General features: G+C 56.2%; 15 protein-coding genes and 1 pseudogene. 10 read left to right on the top strand and 6 right to left on the bottom strand.

What is annotated here, in order from left to right; translation table 11 throughout:
• Positions 1-81: 81 nt before the first annotated feature.
• Positions 82-765 carry a pyridoxal-dependent decarboxylase gene (locus tag ACN0VD_RS13735; protein ID WP_417595205.1) on the bottom strand — a complete coding sequence of 228 codons (684 nt, stop codon included), beginning with the start codon at positions 763-765 and terminating at the stop codon, positions 82-84.
• A gap of 47 nt (positions 766-812) precedes the next feature.
• On the opposite strand from ACN0VD_RS13735, the gene ACN0VD_RS13730 reads away from it, so the two are divergent.
• From ACN0VD_RS13730 to ACN0VD_RS13710, 5 genes are all read left to right on the top strand, one after another.
• Entirely contained in the window at positions 813-2342 is a 1530-nt protein-coding gene (locus ACN0VD_RS13730) for an SAVED domain-containing protein (protein ID WP_417595203.1), read from the top strand.
• A 218-nt stretch (positions 2343-2560) separates the two neighbouring features.
• A complete protein-coding gene (locus tag ACN0VD_RS13725) occupies positions 2561-3088 on the top strand; it encodes a DUF6088 family protein (RefSeq protein WP_417595201.1) in 528 nt (175 codons plus the stop codon).
• Positions 3085-4164, top strand: a complete 1080-nt coding sequence (locus ACN0VD_RS13720; RefSeq protein WP_417595199.1) for a nucleotidyl transferase AbiEii/AbiGii toxin family protein — start codon at positions 3085-3087, stop codon at positions 4162-4164. The genes ACN0VD_RS13725 and ACN0VD_RS13720 overlap by 4 nt, the downstream gene beginning before the upstream one ends.
• The gene (locus ACN0VD_RS13715; protein WP_417595197.1) at positions 4157-8095 is read left to right on the top strand and encodes a hypothetical protein; all 3939 of its coding nucleotides are present in this window, start codon (positions 4157-4159) and stop codon (positions 8093-8095) included. Before ACN0VD_RS13720 ends, ACN0VD_RS13715 begins: the two co-directional genes overlap by 8 nt.
• Before the next feature lie 121 nt (positions 8096-8216).
• Positions 8217-12461 (top strand): NACHT domain-containing protein, encoded by a 4245-nt coding sequence (locus ACN0VD_RS13710; protein ID WP_417595195.1) that lies wholly within the window; start codon positions 8217-8219, stop codon positions 12459-12461.
• 122 nt (positions 12462-12583) lie between these two features.
• Here ACN0VD_RS13710 and ACN0VD_RS13705 read toward each other — a convergent pair whose 3' ends face one another.
• Complete coding sequence (locus ACN0VD_RS13705; RefSeq protein WP_417595193.1) at positions 12584-13906, bottom strand: tyrosine-type recombinase/integrase; 1323 nt, start codon at positions 13904-13906, stop codon at positions 12584-12586.
• A 355-nt stretch (positions 13907-14261) separates the two neighbouring features.
• Positions 14262-14582, bottom strand: coding sequence for a hypothetical protein (locus tag ACN0VD_RS13700; protein ID WP_417595191.1), 321 nt, complete (start codon positions 14580-14582; stop codon positions 14262-14264).
• Between the two features lie 64 nt (positions 14583-14646).
• Here ACN0VD_RS13700 and ACN0VD_RS13695 point away from each other — a divergent pair, with 64 nt between their 5' ends.
• The 3 genes from ACN0VD_RS13695 (at position 14647) to ACN0VD_RS13685 (ending at position 16306) form a co-directional block, all read left to right on the top strand.
• Complete coding sequence (locus ACN0VD_RS13695; protein WP_417595190.1) at positions 14647-15225, top strand: tyrosine-type recombinase/integrase; 579 nt, start codon at positions 14647-14649, stop codon at positions 15223-15225.
• Positions 15226-15291: 66 nt separating this feature from the next.
• Complete coding sequence (locus ACN0VD_RS13690) at positions 15292-15534, top strand: hypothetical protein (RefSeq protein WP_417595189.1); 243 nt, start codon at positions 15292-15294, stop codon at positions 15532-15534.
• Between the two features lie 211 nt (positions 15535-15745).
• Positions 15746-16306, top strand: a complete 561-nt coding sequence (locus ACN0VD_RS13685; RefSeq protein WP_417595187.1) for a manganese efflux pump MntP family protein — start codon at positions 15746-15748, stop codon at positions 16304-16306.
• Between the two features lie 186 nt (positions 16307-16492).
• On the opposite strand, the gene ACN0VD_RS13680 is transcribed toward ACN0VD_RS13685, so the two are convergent.
• From ACN0VD_RS13680 to ACN0VD_RS13670, 3 genes and pseudogenes are all read right to left on the bottom strand, one after another.
• Positions 16493-16798, bottom strand: coding sequence for a c-type cytochrome (locus ACN0VD_RS13680; RefSeq protein ID WP_417595185.1), 306 nt, complete (start codon positions 16796-16798; stop codon positions 16493-16495).
• Between the two features lie 92 nt (positions 16799-16890).
• Positions 16891-17883, bottom strand: a complete 993-nt coding sequence (locus ACN0VD_RS13675) for a lyase (RefSeq protein ID WP_417595183.1) — start codon at positions 17881-17883, stop codon at positions 16891-16893.
• Positions 17884-18102: 219 nt separating this feature from the next.
• A pseudogene (locus ACN0VD_RS13670) lies at positions 18103-19020 on the bottom strand (transposase).
• Between the two features lie 257 nt (positions 19021-19277).
• Here ACN0VD_RS13670 and ACN0VD_RS13665 point away from each other — a divergent pair.
• The gene (locus ACN0VD_RS13665; RefSeq protein ID WP_417595181.1) at positions 19278-19751 is read left to right on the top strand and encodes a MarR family winged helix-turn-helix transcriptional regulator; all 474 of its coding nucleotides are present in this window, start codon (positions 19278-19280) and stop codon (positions 19749-19751) included.
• 93 nt (positions 19752-19844) lie between these two features.
• On the top strand, positions 19845-21113 hold the full coding sequence (locus tag ACN0VD_RS13660) for a hypothetical protein (protein WP_417595179.1): 1269 nt from the start codon (positions 19845-19847) through the stop codon (positions 21111-21113).
• The last annotated feature ends 174 nt before the right edge of the window (positions 21114-21287 follow it).

Below are 21287 nucleotides of genomic sequence, written 5' to 3'. Positions count from 1 at the left end.
GAAAGCCTCTCTCTCGACCTCCAAACCCGTCACGAAAACCCGGCCCGCCTCTTCCTCTGAAAGTTCGACCTTGCCCGACTGTTAGCCGCCAGATCGGGCGGGAAGCGCACATTCGACGCTTTGGATAAATGCCTTGATGTCGACGTTTGGATTGGCTGCAACGTTTCTGAGCCAGATATCGCCTGAGAGGCGGGTAGTTGAGGTCGATCCATCTGGAAGCCTTTCCAGCAGGTCTTTGGTATCGCCAATGATGGGGCGCCAGTTCACGACGCCGGCAGTGGGCCACTCATGCAGTTCAAGACGGGCATCATCGGCGACGAAAGAGGCAAAGTGTTCAGCGATCGCCACACAGCGTTCGATCCGTTCAGCGATGCCCTGGCGGCCAAGTGCCAGGAGCGTTGCCAGAAGTGCGACGGCGTTCGCGCCGTGCGAGCCCAAAACGCCAACATTTGGCCTCGTGAGATAGGCACCGCCGAAGCAAATAGCCTGGTGAGCAGCATCGACATCCTGGAAGAGGATAAGTCCCGCTTCTTTGGGCTGGAATAGCCATTTGTGCGCGGATATTGCAACCGAATCCGCTTTTTCTACTCCCGCCAAACGGTCCGCATAGCGATCACAAAGTCTGAGCGGTCCTGCCCAAGCCGCGTCGATATGTGTCCATGCCGCCCGGCCGATAAATTCGAATGAGTCTATTGCACCCGTGCTCGTATCCGTCGCGACCCGTGGATGGTGCGCGTGCGGTGGAAATTGCTCGCAGCATGTCACCGACGCCGCCGTTCCAAGATAGCCCGGCGAGCGGTTAGGCTGCAGCTATGACGCAAGCAGTCACTGTTCGGCGCGATGGGGATACATATCAGGCACGTCAGTTTTGGCTTCGTGCTGCACGGTTGCTTGACCCAGACAGTCCGATTGTTCGTGTTGGATTTGAAAGCGGCCCGAAGAGCTTCGACGATGTCTGGGTGGAATATGCTGCCGGTCGCGAACCCAAGGACTCGTTGGGCCGACCGCTGAAGCGCGGGCACATGCAATGTAAGTGGCATGTTTCTCCCGGCACCTACGGTTATTCCGATTTGGTGAACCCCGAGTTCATCAATGCGAACGCCCGCTCGCTACTTCAGCGCGCGCGTGAAGCACAGGCGAAAATTGCTCCAGATGGAGCCGGAGCTCAGTTCAAACTGGTGACGAATTGGCAACTTGATCGTGCGGATGCGCTCAATCCGGTGATTAGCCAGAGGTCAGGAGCTATTCGGCTTGATCGTCTTTACGGGACCAAGACGGACAACAGTGCTGCTGGCAGAATCCGAAAAGCCTGGCGGGAACATCTAGACATTGACGAGAATGAGCTGCGGCTCCTCGCTGGTACGATGGCGTTTGGACATACCTCGGAAACTCTGGGCGATTTGCGCGATATGTTGGATATGCTTTTCGCCTTCGTCGGGCTGCGTCGAGTGCCGCCGCATGAAAGCGCTTTTTCTTATGATGACCTCGTCTTTCAGTGGATGAGTCAGGGACGGGTTGAATACGATCGCGAGAGCTTCAAAGCCTTGTGTGCCAGTGAAGATCTATTCGGCGCTTCATCTGAGCGACCAAAAGTTTTTGGCGTGAAATCTTTCGAGCACGCATTCGACCGGCTGGAAGATCGGTGCGATGAAGTGCTCAATGTTGTCTCGGTTTTCGATGAGCGGTTCATACGGGATGACGCTGACTGGTCGGCTACGCTTTATCCTGGCCTCTCCAACTTTCTTCGGTCTGCAGCAAGTGATCGGTCAAGGCTGCGGCTAGCGCTTGATGCGCACACAACCTTGGCTTTCGCTGCCGGGAGCGTGCTTAACATCAAGTCCGGACGGGCCGTGGAACTGGAGCAGCGAACGCTAGAGCGGAGCGTCTGGGCCGCCGACGATGTTCCGACTGATCCGGATTGGCCGACGCTTGATCCGACCGTGATTGAGATGAAGCCGGACGCCCCGGACATTGCGGTAGCCTTTAGCATAACCCACGACATCACCGGCGATGTGCGGCGATACGTTGAAGATCAGCTTCCGTCCGTCGGGCGATTGGTGGTCCTCCGGCCCTCGACGGGTTCAGGATCGCAGGTTGTTGCCGCAGGGCGGCACGCATTCGATCTTGCGCAATCGGCGAAGGAAGCGATGCGATCAGCAAACTGCGGGCAGCGGCCGGGGTCGGTCTCTCACCTGTTTGTCGCCGCGCCGAATGCGTTGACGTTCTTCCTTGGCCAGCAGGCGCCAGTGCTCGGGCGCGTGCGCCTTTATGAATTCGACTTTGAGGGGGGCCGTGACCGCAGTTACCGCCCATCACTGAACCTTCCGGTTTTGACGCAGTGACGGTTCTCTGGAACCAATGTCCGAAATATGTAGTAGGTTTCGGACTCGCTAATGTCCGAACAATGTGACATACTTCGGACATGACCAGACACAATGCCCAGCAAAGTCTGCCGACACTCATCTTGGATCGGATCGTAGCCGAGCCTGCAAAAGTCTGGACTCCTCCAGATTTCGCAGACCTCGGTCCACGAGAGGCCGTCGATAAGGCGCTACAGCGCATGGTCAAATCAGGCGAACTTCGACGCATCGAACGCGGTCTTTACGATAAGCCGAAGATGAACAAACTGACCCAGAGCCGCTCGGTACCAGACTATCGCGCGGTTATTGAGGCTGTTGCGCGACGCGATAAGGCCCGTTTTGTCGTTGACGGAATGACGGCAGCCAACACCTTGGGCCTTACAAATGCTGTGCCAGCAAAGATCGAGGTCCTGGTGGATGCACGCTTGAAACCGATTGAACTTGGAAACCAAAAAATTGTCTTCAAGCATGCTGCACCAAGCCGTCTCTATTGGGCCGGACGACCTGGCATGTATCTCGTGCAAGCGCTGTACTGGATCCACGACGCAACGCGAAGTGAAGTTGAGCGTTCCAAGCTCGATCGCACTATTCGGAAGCTTCTTGCAGATGAGAAGAACGGACCACAACTCACCGAAGACTTGCGCACTGGCCTAGCAGCGATGCCTATCTGGATGCAGGAGATATTGCGCAATCCACTCGCTGCGGCCAGCGCGGGGTCGCAAGAATGAGTACAGATGCCTTCAAGGAAATCATTCGCGCGGAACCGGCAGATCGTGCAGATTTATTCCTGACAACTGCCCAGCGTCTGGGCGCGCCGCTCATCAACATCGAGAAGGACTTTTGGGTGTGTTGGACACTCAACACGCTCTATAATCGACTTCCTGGTAACGGACCACGCCTACTCTTCAAAGGCGGCACGTCTTTATCGAAGGCCTATGGCTTGATCAGCCGGTTCTCAGAAGACATCGACGTGACGGTTTTCCGAGATGATCTTGGCCATCCGGGGACCACTGCGGAAATTGCAGCGCTATCCAACAAAAAAAGGAAGGCTGCGCTCGACGCAATCGCTGCTGACTGCAGCAACTACATCACGACTGACCTTCGTACTGCGGTCGCTGAAATTCTTGATGGCGACACGAAAGGCCTGGGCCGCGTGGAAGTCGACGAAACTGATCCGAGCAATCAGACCTTACTCGTCTGGTACCCACGGGTGGATACGTCCGAAACAGCATATGTGCAAGCGGCTGTGAAGATCGAGTCCGGAGCGAAATCCGCGCTTGATCCGAACCACCCCCTTACGATCACGCCTTATATCGACGATGACCTTAAGACATTTGATCTTAGCGTACCGGGTGTCACGACCATTGATGCAGAACGGACGTTTTGGGACAAGATCGTCATTGCACACGGGCTACGCAACTGGTTCGAGCGACGTGGTGAATTGCGTCAGGACGGGCAGCGAATTTCGCGTCATTACTACGATCTGCATTCACTGCTGAAATCGAACGCTGGTGCCGCCGCTCTTGCGGATCTAGCTCTTGGAGCAGATTGCATTGTGCATGCACAGACATTCTTCAATAGGCCGGATTTCGATCTCGCGTCTGCTGCGCCAGGTTCATTTTCGCTTCGGCCCGTTGGCGATATGATTGAACGACTGGCTCGTGACTATGACAATACCAGGGCCATGATCTTCGGTGATGCACCGAACTTTGAAGACATAATGTCATCAATCGGAGAGATTGAAGAAAGCCTGAATGCTCCGACGGAAGGGGCTGAAGAAAGCGATGGCCAGGAACATGGCTAAAAAGACAAAAGGCCCGAAGCCGCGCCGAAATCCACAGCCATCGTCCAAATCGGGCAAGGCTGCATCCAGGGCCGGATCCAATGCAGGCCGGGGCTTTCGTTACCAGGATGCCGTGTCTGCTTGGTTAGCTGTGGAAATATGGGCTGGTCAGCGAGCGCCCGCCATCGTGATTCCAGAAGGTGGTGACGACATTGAGCTGCGTGGCGAAGAAACGAGCTTTGTCCAGGTCAAGAGCCGGCGGGAACACCTTGGGGACTATACGGAAGGCGAGACGGTTGGACACATTGAGGACCTGTGGAATCGGTCGCTTGGCTCCGCACCGCAGCCGCAGCGATTGGAACTCATTCTTGAGCGGGGGGTGGCGGGCCTCAGTCCCCTCGACGATCACCCCGCAGTCCGCTCAATCGAAGGTCCGATCAGCACCAGACTTTCACAGTTCGGTGGGGTCTCCGATCTTCTCCCAAGAACATCGATCATCGTGACGACCTCACCACAGGAATGGGCGATCAGCCTGATCGTAGATCGATTGAACTGCGCCCCAATTGCAGCCCAGATGTGCTTTGCCGATCTGCTGGTCCGCGTGGGTGCCCTGGCAGACGCCAATGGCCGATTGGCACCGGAGAACTATCGTGGCGTTTCGATCTCCGACACCGAAACGTCAATCCGCGATGTCTTGGCCGCTATCGACATTGATGCGATCGAACGCGCCCTCAGGGATGGCGTCTGCGAACCAGTAGATTTCCTTACGCCTCTCAACGATCCGAACTTCTATCTCGGGGTCGATGTAGAACCCGGTCACATCGCGGCAGGTTTGGTGGCGGAACGCCCCCGAAGCAGGTCGGCTTTGGTGGAAGGTATTGAACAACGCCGGGCCGCGTTGATCGTCGGACCGTCAGGGGCCGGAAAATCCGCTTTAATGTGGGAGGCCGCCAACGCGTTGCGCCATACGGTGCGGTGGTTTCGTATCCATCGTCTGAGCACGGAGGATATTCCATCTCTGCGCCAGTTGGTCCGGACGTTTCGCGCTTCAGTAGACAGCCCCCTGGGCTTCGTCATGGATGATGTCGGTCGGAACGGGCTGGAAAGCTGGGGCGCCTTGCTCAAAGAGGCGATGTCTGTGCCCGGCGTCGTCCTGCTCGGTTCGGTCCGGGAAGAAGATGTCACGCTGATTGCCGAGCGCGCCCGTGCAGCCGAGATACGCGCTGATCCCGATGATGAACTCGCAGAACGACTCTGGCGAGAACTACGCGAAGCTGAAAAGACGGACTGGGTGGGTTGGCGCGAGCCGTGGAAGATGAGCGATGGTCTTCTTCTCGAATATGTCCATATCCTGACGCGCGGACAGAGGATGCACGAACTCCTCGCCGACCAGGTTGCGGCCAGGATTTCAGATCCGAAGCGTTCCCTTGAACTGGATATTCTGCGATCCGGCGCCTGGGCAGGCGCAGCGAATGCTGAAGTCGATGCATCGCGATTGGCGCGCGCGCTTTCGGTCAGTGAGGCCGATCTGTCACGCGCCTTACAGCGCCTCATCCAGGAACATCTGGTTCGTTCACCTGCTCCGGGCGCGGTCACCGGCCTGCACAAGCTGCGATCCGAAAAATTGTTGCAGTTCACACACCAGACAACATTGCCGACCCTCGAAACGAGTTTCGAGCGGACAGTCGCAAGTGTGCCCGCCACCGATCTCGCGCCCTTGGTCGCGGACACGCTATCTGAGCGGCGCTTACCTATTCCGGCGGTGCTCAATGGCTTAATTGCCCGCTTGGAGGGCGAACAGGATGCGCGAGCGTTGGCTTCAGCGCTCCGGGGTCTGGGTTCGGGCCGCGTTTCTTCGGGCGTCGACGAATGGCTGGACACGCCTGAAGCGCGTGCACTGCCGCGAACGCAAGTCGGCACTGCGGCAATGTTCGGGATTGCGGATATTGATCTGAGTAGTCTCAGCACCATCCCGGAGGTCCAGGCCGCGGCGAATCGACTTTCGCAGATCAAAGGTTCACCGGAAGATGACCCTCGTCGCCTGTTGATAGAACATTTGGCTCCATCCACTTTGTCCAACTTAGGCAAAAGCGCCGATTTGATAGGTCTTGAGGAGCTCCTCAAGGCATTAGTTGGCGTATTCATACCGGAGGTGATGAAGTCCGCTATAGCCCTCCCTCCGTCGGATTTTCTCGTTGCCGATCTGAATCTTGTCGGGTCGATTATGGCTACTCTAGCCGCACTTGACCGTGAAACTGCAACTCGTTGGGGTGAGGAACTCGGGCAAGAAGCACTCTTTGCAAAGATCGAGGAAGAGAGGGCTTGGGCGGGCCCCGTCTCGATTGAATCTGCTGATGATGGAGTGATCGTCCATTGTGATTTTTGGTATGTCGCCGGCTCCGTGCAGGAGAATCCGCATGACGCAGTTGTGAGCTTGTGCGAGTTGATCTTAGCGCTGTGCCCATCAGCAGAAATTGCGGTGTCCAACGCCATTACGGCAAGCGGTGAGCTGGCAGGCATTGTCCAGTTGCCGCTCGCCACAAAACGAATACCTCGAGAAAATCTCCCGCCAGCCTCTGTACCGCAGTGGAACAAGCAATGGGGAGATCTGATTTCCCGCCGCATCGCTGCTGCTAACTATAGCGACTATCTCGCAAGAGGCGTGGCCGTTCTCGATGCCCTTGTGCCGACGTTGGAGAAGGTCTTCGACGCACATTTTCGAGGAAAGGATGCACTCGGCAATCTCGCCGACAAGCTGAATTCACTCAATGCGGAAACTGAAGCACTGACGCCTCCCGCTGTTTCATCATTGGAAGCGTCAGGCGCGGGGCGCGGAGAGGCTAACACCGCCGTCACCAAGTTCCAGAACCTCCTACACAGCGCAAGCGTCAATCTCGTCAAGAGGTTCGCAATACTGCCCGACCAAGCTGGCGCATACATTGCCTGGTTGGGCGATCTCATCGCCGATATCGACACTGCAGCTGCCGAAGAGCCTTGGCAGCTCATCGCCGACGGTCCTCCACCGATGCTTACCGGACTTAAGACGCTATTGGACACGTTGCGAGTTCTGGCCGGAGAAGCCCATGAAAGGAAGCAAGCGCCAGCGGTAACTTGGGCGGCGCGCGGCAAAGGCGCGCGAGTAGGCAACTCCGTTCGGCTCGTATCCCTCTCTGCCAAAGCTGCCGGGGAAACACGACTAGCTCAGCGAAAGGCAGAAATTGAGCGCTTGGCAGAGGAAGCCGGAGTTGTCGCACAGTTCCATCTTCGCGTTAACACCAAGGGTATTCTACCGTGGCCACCAGCAGACGTTCTCGCGCTGTTGCCCGTGCCCAACATTGCAGATGCGGTGGTCACGCTCGCTGAACAAGCTGAACTCGTGCGGTCATTGGTGGATTCGTCGATCCACCTGACGATCATGCCTAACATTGAGGGTGTCGCGTTCCCGGCGCTCGCAAAGTCTGGTTACCAGACCCTCCTTCCGGACGTGGAAGGTGCTGCCTTCTGGGCTGAACAACTCGGATTGCCACAAGCCCCATCTGTTATGGCAAGCATGTTTGGGGAGGTGCTGAGCCTTGCCAGCGAACTTGGAGCAATGGATCAAAAACGGCTCGGCAATGAGCCTCGTCCCGAAGAAGAGGTTGCTGCCCGTCGGAGCTTGGAGGCCACCTTCGCAAGAAAGTACGAAGAACTGACCCGACGGCTCAATGCTTTTGACCAAGCCCTGCAATCGGATGTGTCCGAATTGATCGAGCACCTGCGAACTGGGGACGTTGACTTCGCCGCTGAAGCGCAGGCTGCGATTGGCGGGACTTCAAGCAACATCGCCGAGACAGCGGGATATGTGTCTCTGCTCTTGATGTCAGCCGAGATCGGCGAAATGCCCATCGATGGGCAAACTATCAAAAGTGTTCACACGACCGAATCCGAGCAGACCGTCGATGACCAAGAGTAACAATAGGGACGACTTCAGTCAGGCGACCAAGAATCGCCTCGCGAAGCAAGCCCGGTATCATTGTAGCAATCCTAGTTGCAGGAAGCTGACGTCAGCGCCGACCAGCGATGGCTCAAAGGAAATGAATATCGGAGTTGCCGCTCATATCTGCGCTGCAGCCCCCGGAGTTGGTGCGCGCCGCTATCGCGCCGATATGACGCCTGACCAACGGAAATCGCATGAGAACGGGATTTGGCTTTGCCAAGACTGTGCAAAGGCAATTGATTCAGACGATCCCATTTTCACCGAGGCATTTCTGCACTCTTGGAAGCAGAAGCACTCTGAGGACATGTGGCGCAGCGTTATCGACAAGCTTCCCTTCGGCCCGACCATGCCGCCGACCGTTTCGGAAATCAGTGCACGCTTTCAAAAAGCTGCCGCTGCGGACTTGGCTGTGTTCCGTCGAACACCCAAATGGCCGGGCACGAACGTGGCGCTCACGCTGACGTTAAAGGTGAAGCATGTGAACGAGGCGCTTAGTACGCGCGCGCTTGCTGACGCGGTGACCACACTGGATGACCTCATCCTTGTCGCGGCGCCCGGAATGGGAAAGACGACAACTCTCTTTCAGGTCGCCGACGGTCTGTTGGAAATCGGCAATGGCACGCCGCTTATCGTGCCGTTGGGGGATTGGGCCACCGAAGGCGAGGCATTGCTCGTATCCATCCTGAAACGCCCCGCATTCAACGGAATTTCCGAGCAGGACTTCCGCGCCGTCGCGGCGAACCCCGGCGTCGTGCTGCTTCTTGACGGCTGGAACGAACTGGATGCCGCCGCACGCGAACGCGCGCGCGTGCAAATCACTGCTCTCAAGGCTGAATTGCCGGAGCTCGGTCTTGTCATTTCCACACGCAGGCAGGCGCTCGACATTCCGTTCGGCGGGACGCGGGTCGACTTACTGCCGCTTGATGAAGATCAGCAAATGGAGATCGCGCACGGCATGCGGGGCGACGCTGGCGCACAGCTCGTCGATCAGGCGTGGCGGACAGCGGGTGTACGGGATCTTGTGACCATCCCTCTCTACCTCACGGCACTTCTTTCGCTGCCAGAGGGCGCGCCTTTTCCGACAACAAAGGAAGAAGTGCTACGGCGCTTCATTGCCGCACACGAGCAGGAAGCCCGCCGTGCGGCGGCGCTTCATGCCGTGGCTCTCGGCTTCCAGCAGGATTATTTGGATGACCTCGCCGTGTTTGCTACGACAACGGCCAACACGGCGATCACGGACAGCAACGCGCGCAAATCGGTCGCCAACACCGCGCGGGTTCTGGTGGACGACGGACAAATCACCATCTCCACACAGCCCGACACGTTGCTCGACACGCTTGTTAGCAATCACGTTCTGACGCGCTCCGGCGACACGCCGGGCTACTCGTTCCAGCACCAACAATTTCAGGAATGGTACGCCTCGCACTACGTCGAACGACTGATGCTACAGGCCGTCAGCGATCCGGCAGCACGCGAGAAACTGAAGGTCGACGTGCTCGATCAGCGCCCGTGGGAAGAAGCAGTTCTGTTCGCAGTCGAACGGAGCGCACGCGGAGACGCCATATATAAGACCGCATGCAGCGCCGCCATCCGCGCAGCTTTTGAAGTCGATCCTGTCCTCGCGGGCGAGATGATCTTCCGCGCCACCGACGAGGTATGGGCACCGATCGGCACCGAAATGCGGAGCCTCGCCGAGCAGTGGCACGCGCCAGGCAAGGTGGATCGCGCGGTGCGTTTCATGATCACGTCCGGCAGGCCGGAATTCGCCGATTTTCTTTGGCCGCTTATTTCGCACGCAAACACCCAAGTGCACCTGCCCGCCCTCCGGGCGGCGAAGCGATTTCGCTCATCCGTGCTTGGGAACGACGCGCCGGCGTGCATCGCAGCGCTGCCACCGGAAATCCGCAAGAACGTACTGCATGAAATCGCATCGTATGGCGGGATCGACGGCCTCGACCTTGCGACCGCAATCGCGAAGACCGACAGCGATCCGGACGTGAAGGCGACAGTGGTCGATGCGCTCTCATTTCGACGGGCGGATCGTCACGTCGCCGACTTGCTCGCTGACGCAGGCGACGCGACCTACGACATCCTCGCCGAAAAGGGTCACCTCGACGACATTGCAGTCGATGCCGTCCAGCAGGAACTTCGGCGAGCGCGCGAACGGCGCAAGGTTGCTGGAATTTCGCACTTTCAGCGCCTGCGCACGCTCGTTCACGCGCCGGTCGAAGATGCCCACGATACCGAGATTACTGAGATTGTTGCCGAAATGGAGATCGACCGGAAACGCGATGGCGAAATGCACTTGTTGTATGAAGCGCGAAAGCGATATCCGGAGGCTATCGCTGGGGGACTACTGCGCCGCGTGCGCGAGCACCGCGAACTCTTCTACGGCGCGGACGATATTCTTGCGGCCGCCGGGTTTGTCCTTGAGGACGACGCGCTGCTCGGGATCGCCGTCGAAGAAACAAGCCGGCACGATGACCGCGCCGAGGCCGCCGCTTCAGTGCTCGGACCAAACGCTGTTGGCCGGCTGATCGACGCGTATCTTGCAGCTGGGAAAGTCGTGCGCGACGCCAGCGGGAAGTACAACCAGGAGGCTGGTGATCGCTATCACGATCTGCGCGCCCGTATCGGCCACACGCCGGGCGCAAGTTTGGTGGCCGCCGTTCAGGCGCGGGCGGTAAGCGCTGACAATGAGGAAATCGTCCAACTGGCCGAGCTGTTTTCCCGTGAGACCTACGGCGACGAAGAGCGGGCGCGACCCTTCAATGTGGAAGGCTTGGCCGCAATCGGAGTGCTGGCGCGCGAATGGGCAGAGCGCATGCTCGCCGCCGGGGATGAGAAGCGTTGGCGAGTGGCTACCATTGCAACGATGATGAGCCACGCACCGTCCGTCGCGCATCTTCCACTCTTGAAGAGCATGCTTGACGACAATTTACGTCGCTATCGGGCTTTCCGCGAGATAGCGACCGCGAGCGGCTGGAAGGATCGCGACGCGGTGCACGAAGCGCAGCATCCACACATGCATGAGTACCAACGTGCGTTCTTGGCGATCAATGCGCCGGAGACCGCTGCGCTGATGCGTGAATACCTGACGGATGAGCATTTTGGCGAGTTGGCTGCGCGTGTGCTGGCCTTCCAGTGGTTCGAGGCCAACGAACCCAAGGACGACAAGAAATTCCGGAGCGGCGAAGATTTCTCGCGCGTGGAAAAGCGCCGCGAGGCCCGCGCCGTCGATCCCGCAGCGACATCAGCCGAGGCGGAGGCGATCTTCGACGCAATCGACACATTGATTGTCGATGGTTCGACGGATGCGCAGATGAAGCTGGGGGTTGCGCTCGGCGTTGTCGGATCACGGCTCCCCCACGGCCAGCGTGACGTGACGATCCAGAAGCTCATTTCTCTCGCGCCGAGGCAGGCGCGCGCAGCCTTGCTGTTGTCGCTGATCCTCTCTGGCGAGGACATCGACATCAAGCTCGTGGCCGACGGCATAGCTGAGACCTTTGAGGCGGCCAAGAAGGAGACCTGGATTCTGACTCAGAGCGATGCGTATCAGCTACGTGCTTGGTTGCGCCTTTTGCCGTTCGCCACGCCTGTCACCGATCTGCCCGCCATCGTGCGCGGCATGCCGGACGCGCAACGCGACCCACGAATGCTCGAAGAGATGGTCGGCGGACTCAACAGTTCGTGCTCGGACGACGCAGAAGGAGTGACTTTCACACTCGCGGAAGAAGACCCGCGTCTCTACCAGAACCATCAGTGGCGCACGACCGCTTTGAGGTTCGGCACCGTCTCCGCCGCGCGCCGCCTTGTTGACTTGACGATCAGCGGCGCGCTCGACGGCAAATCATACGACGGATGGCATTGGCAACGCGAATTGGGTGGATTGATTTCGGAGTTTTCCGAGGTCCGCACCTATGTCTACGACCTCTTGAAGGATGGACCGACAACGAAGCAGCTTGCTTTGCTATCTAGCGCAGTCGCCGAAGACCCTGGCGCGGACGGCGTACTGATGCTGATCGATTTTGAGATGAAAACCGGACGTTCGTTCATGACGTGGCAGTCGATCCAAAGCGCTGTCACGGAGCACGTCCCGGCAGAGAACTGGGAGGGTGCTTACAATGTCGTGCCCGTTCCGGCAGTCGAGCTGCGCCGGAAGCTGCTGGCGATGACGAGCAGCGGCGGCAAGGATGACCCCGCCGCCCGCTGTCTCAACGTCATAGACAAGCTCCGGGACGAGTACGGTGCTCCAGAATCGGAACCACGCCATCCGGATCTTGCGTCGGAACGCCCCTGGCCGATCTTGACCCCCGATCCGGATGCAGAGGACGGGAAGTGATACAGCGGGGCAAACGGAGTCATCAAATGCAGGGTCCTAACTGCCATATTTGACAGCTAAATTTGGTTTGGCTGTCAAATATGACAGTTAGCGGACCGAGGAGGCGTGATCGAAAGCATCCTTTAGGTGCGCGGCCGTGCCTCGATCAGCATGTCGTCGATAGCATTCCGCCGTGTCTGCCGGTCGAGCGTGTACGTGTTTCGCCTGAACTCGACCCCGTCGAGAAGCGCCTTCACGTAACCCGATACGGTGTCGGCGGCCATAATCAGCGTCGAATCCAGCGTGTGAACGTATTTGCTCGTGACCGAGCCCTTTGCGTGCCCGATAAGCGCGGCGATGGTGATCTCGGTAAAACCGAGATCGTTGGCAATGCTAGCGAAGCTGTGCCGCAGGACATGCGGCGTGACATCCCAGAGCGGTGTATCAGCGAAGAGCTTCTTCCAGCTCTGCGGGAAGTTTCCGACCGCGTTGTCCTCTCCTTGGCCGGGGAAGACGAACGTCCCGTTTCGCGTCGAGCGTGCGGCCTCCAGATAGTCAATGACCGGCAGGCCGACCGGACGCACGGAAGCACCTTCCTTGCTATCTTTCAGGCGTAGACAGCTGCCGTCGATATCGACTTCGCTCCACCTTAGCCCGATGATCTCGCCACGCCTGCAGCCAGTCAGGGCGATGAGGCGCAGGATCTCGGCGTGGATGCCGTAGTGGCGGTCATCCTGGACCTCCTTAAGAATGCGACCCAGCGTCCGATACTCGGCTTCACTCAGACGTCGGTCACGCACCCTATATCTCGGCTTCTTGAGGCCGTGCGTTGGGTTCTGGTCGATGATCCCGGCTTCGATCGCGTAGGAAAAGATGCCGCCAAGAAGGCCCATAGTGCGGATGGCGGTGCCGCGTCCGCCGCGTACGATCGCTTTGCCGCGCAGCTTCTCCGTCTTCATCACGACGCGCGTCTTGCCGGCGATGATGTCCTTCATAAGATTGTTCATGTCCGGCTTGGTAACGTCCTTTATCCTCCGTGTGCCGAGCAATGGGATAATGTGCCTGCGGATGCGGCCGACGTCGGTCGCGACCGTGGTGGCCTTCTTGGGGCGACCGCCTTTCCCAAGAACGAGGCCCGCCTCCATGTCGGCGATGTATTGCTCGCAGAGCTCGCGAACGGTCACCGCGCGACGCTCTTCCTCCCGCTCTGCTGCGGGGTCATCGCCTTGGGCGACGTCACCCAAACGGATCTTTGCCTCGCGCCGGGCAGTTTCCGGGGTCCACACCCCGTGCAAGCCGATCGAGTAGCGGCGTGACCGCCCGCGCGCTCGATACTGAATGAGGTAGCTACGTTTGCCGGACGGGAAGACGCGCAGCCCGAAGCCAGGCAGTTCATCGTCCCAGATGATGTAATCCTTGGTCTGCGCTTCGGCGCCGTCTACGGTTCGTTTCGTGATCTTTGCCATCGTCTCGGTCCCAGTCGGACCCGGATTTCGCGTAAGCACCACGTAAGCACTTGGGAGCAAATTCCGGGGTTGTCGCGGGATAGAGTCTTCGGATCGCGATTTTGGAAAGTCTATTGGAAACAGTACTTTATCGTGCTCTGGCGTACTCTGTCGCGCAATTCGGAAAGGCCATTAGGCCAGCTCCGAAGGCAGAGGCCAGAGGTTCGAATCCTCTCGGGTGCACCACCTTTTCTATATATTCCAACACTTTAGCGGAAATCAGAATTCCGCAAATGTGTGAATTTGTGCATTTTTCCTATATACAAAAGTTATACAAAAAACTGTTCCCGGGAAATTCATTTTAGTTTATAGAATCTTAGTGGAAAGCAACCGATCTGGCCGCACTGATGCTGACGAGCGAATTGACCTTCGCGGTGATGGGCGCATCATTTTGTACAAACGAGAAGGTTTGAAAAACCCTAAATGGCAAGCCCGTATTCGGGTCCCCGGTGCTTCCGGTTATAAAAGCATTTCCACAAAAACAGCTATCCTTCGTGATGCGGAACGTTTCGCGGCCAATCTCTATGATGACCTTGATCATCATGTAAGAATGGGTGGTTCCATAAAAAACCAAGACCTTTGCAAAGGTCTTCGAAGAAGGGGAAAAATCCATAACTTTGATGGGACCTACTTCCAACGGCGGTTCTTGGACTTCGACAATCGATCGCGTCCGATCATATGCTCTTGAATATTTTGGGTCGATGAAGATTGATCAAATTGGTCCAACCGATTTTCAAAACTACTGGCTTTGGCGAAAAGAAAATTATGCCAAGAAGATACCATCAAATGCCACACTGGGCCGTGAACGAACATCAATTCGCTCTCTGTTCAATTTCGCCGTTGAAATAGGGCATCTGGCAAAAATTCCAGATTCCACACCGCCGAAAAATAACGGAGAACGAAGGCCAACATTTACGGATCAGGAATGGAAAGCCATTATCCGAGCAATGGATGGATGGCTTAAAGACGGCGAGCAGAAAGCCACCTCCAAAGATCGCATTTTGGCGAAGCTCTATTTTCTCGTTTTGGTGAATACCGGACTTCGCGTTGGTGAGCTCAGAAAACTCAAATGGGGCGATCTAAGACCCATAGAAGATGATGATGCCAAATATGTCGTTGCTGAAGTTCGTGGCAAAACAGGTAGTCGCGAAGTTGTCTGTCAAAAGGGAACCGGCAGGATCTTCAACCAGATTATCGATCTGCGCTGCGCGGAGTTGAAAGAACAGCATCCAGATAATCCTGAACTCTGGAAACCCCATCGGGATCAATTGGTATTCTAACATCCTGATGGGACTGAGATTAAAACCTTCAAACGGTCTTTTCACTCGTTGCTGGAATTTGCAAATGTGCCGATAATAAAAAACGGGACAGCTCGGACCATCTATTCCCTGCGCCACCTTTACGCCACGCAGAGATTATATGAGGATGTATCTCCGTTTCATCTGGCAAAGCAAATGGGGACGTCGATTGAAATGCTTGAAAAACACTATGGCCAAACCATAACCTCCTCTGCAGCAGCCCAGATTACAAAAACCAGAGCTAAAAAACAAAACCCAATCGAGCCTATTCAGCAGCGTTTTGAAGATTAACCAAAGCCTGCCTAATCTCATAAGCGGACTCCAGTTCTTTCCTTGTCGAATGACCGCAAGTGGGTGGGAAGCGGAATGTCCGCTCGTGGTTGATGATTGACAACTCGCGGACATTGAGGCGATGACATCCTCTCGGCCGCTGACTATTCCGTAGTGGACTTCTAGTATACGAATTTGTTGAGTTCGTTCCCGGACGTTTCTACAGAAATATATGATCATGATACCCCTTCTTCTGCTCTCCTTGGGTTTGGCAATGGATGCCTTCGCGGCTGCGGTTGCGCAGGGCGCGTCAAGTCGCCCTAGCCCTGCTACCGCGCTACGGATGAGCATTGCCTTTGGATTGGCCCAGGCAATAATGCCTTTGCTCGGCTGGGCGCTCGGGGTTGCATTTGCCTCTTTTATAGAGACGGCTGCTCACTGGATCGCGCTCGTTCTCTTGAGCAGTCTCGGCCTCCGAATGATCAAGGAAGGTTTTGACCGCGACCCTGAAGAGGCGATGAAAGAATTGGCGTTATGGCCTCTGCTGGTGGTGGCAATTGCCACAAGCATTGATGCTGCCGTTGCTGGCATTACCTTACCAAGCTTTGGAGCACCGATTGTCCTAGCCTGCGTTGTTATCGGTTTGACCACGTCCGCTCTGACATACCCTGGCGTGTTTCTGGGTGCGGTCGTCGGGGCGAGAATCGGCAAATGGGCCGAAGTTCTAGGAGGGGTGATTTTGATCGGTCTTGGAATTAAGATCTTCATGGCAAGTCAGGTCTTTGGGGTCTGATGAAAGCTTGACCGCTTACTACGCTTTTCTTCCCGTTCACGGCTGACAGTGGGGGTTGCCAGCGCTGGCTGGAAAGCGGTCATTAAAACCAATGACCTCCAAGGCTTCATCCCAAAAAGAGGATTTTAGCTGCAGGCTGTTTCGGTTCAACGTTTGAAAACCTGCAGCCGCTCGACCAAAGCCATGTTATTTGGTGGAGAGATAGATGATCAGTGCGTGACGTTCAGACGCGTCCGCAATTCCAACAAAGCCCATTTCGGTTTCTGGTATCAGACCTTCCGGATCAGCGATAAAATCGTTCAGCGCGCCGCTTGTCCAATTGGATTGTTGTTGGGCAAAGGCTTGCATTGCCGGCGAATAATCAAAGCCGCTCTCCGACGCCACGGGACGACCCAGAATTTGCCTGAGGGAAGGACCTTGGGTGTTGGCATTCGGGCTTTCTAGCGAGTGGCAGGAATAGCACTTCTGATAGGCTCGTTCGCCTGCCGCCAATATGCCAGCATCGGGCTTTGCCGCATTCACGGACTGAATACAGCTGGCCGCGCCGCAACAGAGCAGACCAAGAGCCGCAGCAATGCCAGGCTTCATCCGCCGACGGTCACCATCATCAACCGGTCGGTACCCGATTCCGGCAGGTAGATTTCATTGTCCCGACCGAGGATCTGCCGCACTTGCGCTTTGGGACCACTGCCAGGGATCGTAGCCACGAATTTTTCAGTGGCTATGTCAAACACCAGAGTGTTGTTGCTGGAAAAATCCGATACCCAGACGTCGTCGCGCTCGTCCACATAGACTGCATAGGCTTGCGGCTTATCCCCCGGCAACATCCAGGACGTCCAGTTACCGCTCTCCGGCTGATAGCGATACAGCTTGCCATTGTTCCAGCCGGATATCCACAGGTCGCCTTTCGAATCCGACCATACCCGGCGCAGACCGGCGTTAGCGTCTGGTGGTTCGATTATAGTCACCGTGCCGTCCGTACGATCTACCTTCGCCAAGTGGCTACCGGCCAGGGAGACATACCATATCTCGCCATCCGGCGTGTCGTCTATGCCATAGGGTCCACGGCCTTTCGGATCCTTCCAGACTTGCACTTGTCCGCTCGCATCGACGCTGCCGTAAATGCCATTCTGGCCGGTAAACCAGTGCACACCATCCTTGTCGAAAGCACCGGTATTAAGGTTGGTATAGCCGGTATCCTCAGGAAGCTTCCACACGTTGGCCTGACCAGTGCGGGGATCGTAACGAACAATGGCATTCTGGCCACCGTCTGTTATCCAGGCGTTCCCGTCCGGCCCCAGCACAACACCATGCGGCGCAGAGCTTTCACCGAGCGGCACTTGGCGGAAAGTCCAGTCATCAATATCAATAATGCCGAGCGCCCCTTGGCGCTGCGCAGTATACCAGATTTGCCCTGGTGAACCGGGCGAAGCGTCGTGCGGCCGGGCGCCATCGGGCAACTGGATTACCTTGGTCGCAAACTCAAAATCCGGTGTTTCTGCGATATTATCCTGAGCTTGTACGGCGGCGATTGCCGTTGTCATTCCTAAAGTCAGCACGATCAGCAAGTTACGCATAAGCTTCTCCCAGCATAATTTTTTCGAATGGAACATTCGTAATCTCGAAAATGCGCGTTGTGAAGGACGAAATACCAACAGCGTATCAGAGCAATATCCCTCGATCACGCTTTGGTGGATTACCGAAAACGGGGGGGGGGGGGTGTCCGTCGTCAGATAATTTGAGACTGATGCGGGTTTAGAATAGGCGAGTATTCGGTTCCATCTGGTTGGTTGATATTAGGCGGTGATCTTGCGGTATTGCAAGCGCCGATGTTCGATGGTTTTTCGTTTGATCCTTTCTCGCTGTTTGATGATTGCTTCTGCACGACCGAAGTAGGCGTCAGCGGGTGTGACGTTTTTCAGGCTCTCGTGATATCGCTGGTGGTTATAATGCTCGACGAACGCCTCGACCTGCGCTTCGAGATCGCCGGGCAGATAATAATTTTCGAGCAGGATGCGGTTTTTGAGGATCTGGTGCAAACGCTCGATCTTGCCTTGGGTTTGCGGATGGAACGGTGCACCGCGCACATGGCGCATCTTCTTGTCGGCTAGATAATCAGCGAACTCGCCAGTAACATAGCTGGGGCCATTATCCGACAGCAAGCGCGGCTTGTGCAGCACATGCGCCTGGTCACAGCCTGATGCCTCAAGAGCGAGCTCCAGCGTATCGGTGACATCTTCTGCGCGCATGGTCGTGCACAGCTTCCAGCTGATAATATATCGGCTGTAGTCATCGAAGATCGTCGACAGATAATATCAGCGGTAAAAGGTAGGCCGAGCAATGCCCAGCCTGTCCAATGTCTGTTTAGCAGGTAGATGTGACCGCTCGACGATGCGGATGATCTCCAGCTTTTCGGATGCGGGATATCTCATTCGTCGTCGCCCCCATCCCCGATCATGCTTTTTTTGATCAGGCGGTTCTCGAGCATCTGTTCAGCGACCACCTCTTTCAGATCGCGGGCTTCCTTACGAAGATCACGGACCTCGTCGCTATTGGCAGCGCGCGATGTATCGCCGGCAAGCCGGCGCTTGCCAGCTTCCATAAAATCCTTCGACCATTTGTAATATACGCCCTGCGCTATACTGCTTGCGCGTGGCTCTACGGATATCTTTGACCACCGCTTGCGCGGGGGCTTTTGAGTGTTTTGGCTTCATTTCCGTTCCTTACAATCACTGCAATGAAACCAAAACACTCACTTATTTTATGCAGCCAGTCTGTCTATTGAATGCTGACAGGGGACAGGGAGAGACTGAAAGATGGAGTTGACCAAGCTGTCGCTTCTGAACTTCATCAGTCCCGATTCTGTTGGTGCGATATTTTGTACATTCATGCAAAATATCGCACCTTTTCTTCATTTGCCCGTAAAGTTAATGTGAACAGGCCCATATCGCCTCTTTAGAAAGAAGATCGAATGAAAAATCCTTTGTTAATGATGAATCTTTTGAGTGCCGTCTATTGGTTTGACGAAGCATTACAGAACGCATTGAAGGAGGCCAATATCCCCAATGTCACCCGTGCGCAGTCGATGCTTATCGCGAATATATCTGCGGGCGAATCCCGAGCGACCCGAATTGCCCGCAATTTGGGTGTTACCCGCCAAGCCATCAGCCTCATGATTAGCGAATTGGAAGCCCGCGGTATTGTTGAAACGGTGATTGATAGTAACGATCGGCGGGCCCGAAAGGTGCGTTTTCCAAAGGATGGCAATGAGACGAGCCGGGCAGCAGCGAAGATTCTCTATTATCTGGAAAGTGAGCTGATCGAACGTATTGGTCTGCCGAAATATCACGGCCTACGCGATGCGATGATGACTGATTGGGGCGAGCCTCCCCATGTCCCGCCACATGTCGTACACTCGGATGTTTCTGCTCCAGAGAAGTCCTAGTTCGCCAAAATATTGTTAAATATCTTGACAATAATGCGCGTCAGCTTATCCTTTCGGTCATATTTTCATATGGTGCAGGGGAGAGAAGGCGCGATGAATATTTCCGTTCAATCACACAAAGATAGTGGGGAAGTGCTGGCTGATCGCCGCATTCCAGACGGCGGTGACTGGCTTTCGCGTGAAGAGTTGGACTCTTTGACCGCAGAGGAGCTGATCCGCCGAACGACAGCGCTTAAGCCACTCGTTGCGGCGCATGCAATGGAATGTGAGCAATTGCGTCGACCGGTGGATGAGGTGTGGAATGCCATTCGCGCGACCGGCTGTTTCTATCATTTCGTTCCGAAATGCTACGGTGGACTGGAGTTCGACATTGACAGTTTTATCGATGCGATGCTTCCTATTGCCGAAGGATGTGCGTCGACGGGCTGGGTCACGGCCTTCTGCGTCGAGCATAATTGGATGCTTTCACAATTTCCCAAGCAGTTCCAAGACGAAACCTTTGGTGGGGATTTTCCTTATATCATAGCGCCGGGGGCAACCAATCCGCCAGGTACTGCAGTGCCTGTAGAAGGTGGCTATTTGCTATCTGGACTCTGGAAGTGGGGTACCGGTGTCATGCACGCGGACTGGGTCTTGCTCGTCGGTAATATTCCGGGCGAAAGCGAGCCGCGTCAACTGTTCATGGGGCTGCCAGCGGATGAAGTAGAAGTCCTTGATACTTGGCACGTTGCTGGCATGCTCGGGACTGGTAGCAATGACATTCGATGCAAGGATGTCTTTGTCCCCGAGTATCGCGTCATGGATATGGGTGAGATGCGGATGGGCAACGCTCCAGGCGCCAAAATCCATGGGAACAACCCAATATATCGGATGCCGATGACGCCATTTCTGGCCATTACTGCTGCTATTGCTGCCGTGGGCGTGGCACGATCGGCGCTGGATCATTTCAAGGAGCGAATCGGTGTCCGGGTGATGCTTGGAACAACGGTAAAGCAAAGTGAAAAGGCGTCAGCGCATATGCGGTTGGGAGAAGCTGCCGCGTTGACCGAGACGGCGGAAATGATATTGCGCAAAGTCGGCCATCGCAATGTGGCATTGGCGTCACAGGACGGGCTTGTGGGTGCGGAAGACCGGATCGCAATGCGCGCCCAAGTTGCGCTTGCCATGGATTTGTGTCGCAAGGCCGTTCGCCTCGTTGCTGAGGGCTCTGGCTCCAGCGCCCATATGACGGCGAACCCGCTGCAGAGAGCTTTGCGTGATATCAACGTTATGGCGAGCCATATCGTATATGACTTTGATGGTGCGACCGAGCTGCTTGGTCGATCAATGATCGGGCTGGAGCCTAATACACGAGTCTTCTGACTGCGGGACGTCAAGCTCCACGTGCCTGATAGAAATATGTGCAAAATAATTGACAAATTTAGAGCGCGGGAGTAGGTTAGATTACTAACTAAACGCAAAAATGTGTTGGGCTTAGGGGATGCGGCATGCGCGAAAAAAGTGGGGTTAATCGGCGAACTGTATTGGCGGCAAGCG

The sequence above is a fragment of the Parasphingorhabdus sp. genome (genome assembly GCF_048267785.1).
GTDB lineage: Bacteria > Pseudomonadota > Alphaproteobacteria > Sphingomonadales > Sphingomonadaceae > Parasphingorhabdus.
Note: the sequence above shows the minus strand (reverse complement) of the source record. Positions and strands in the feature narration are given on the sequence as shown.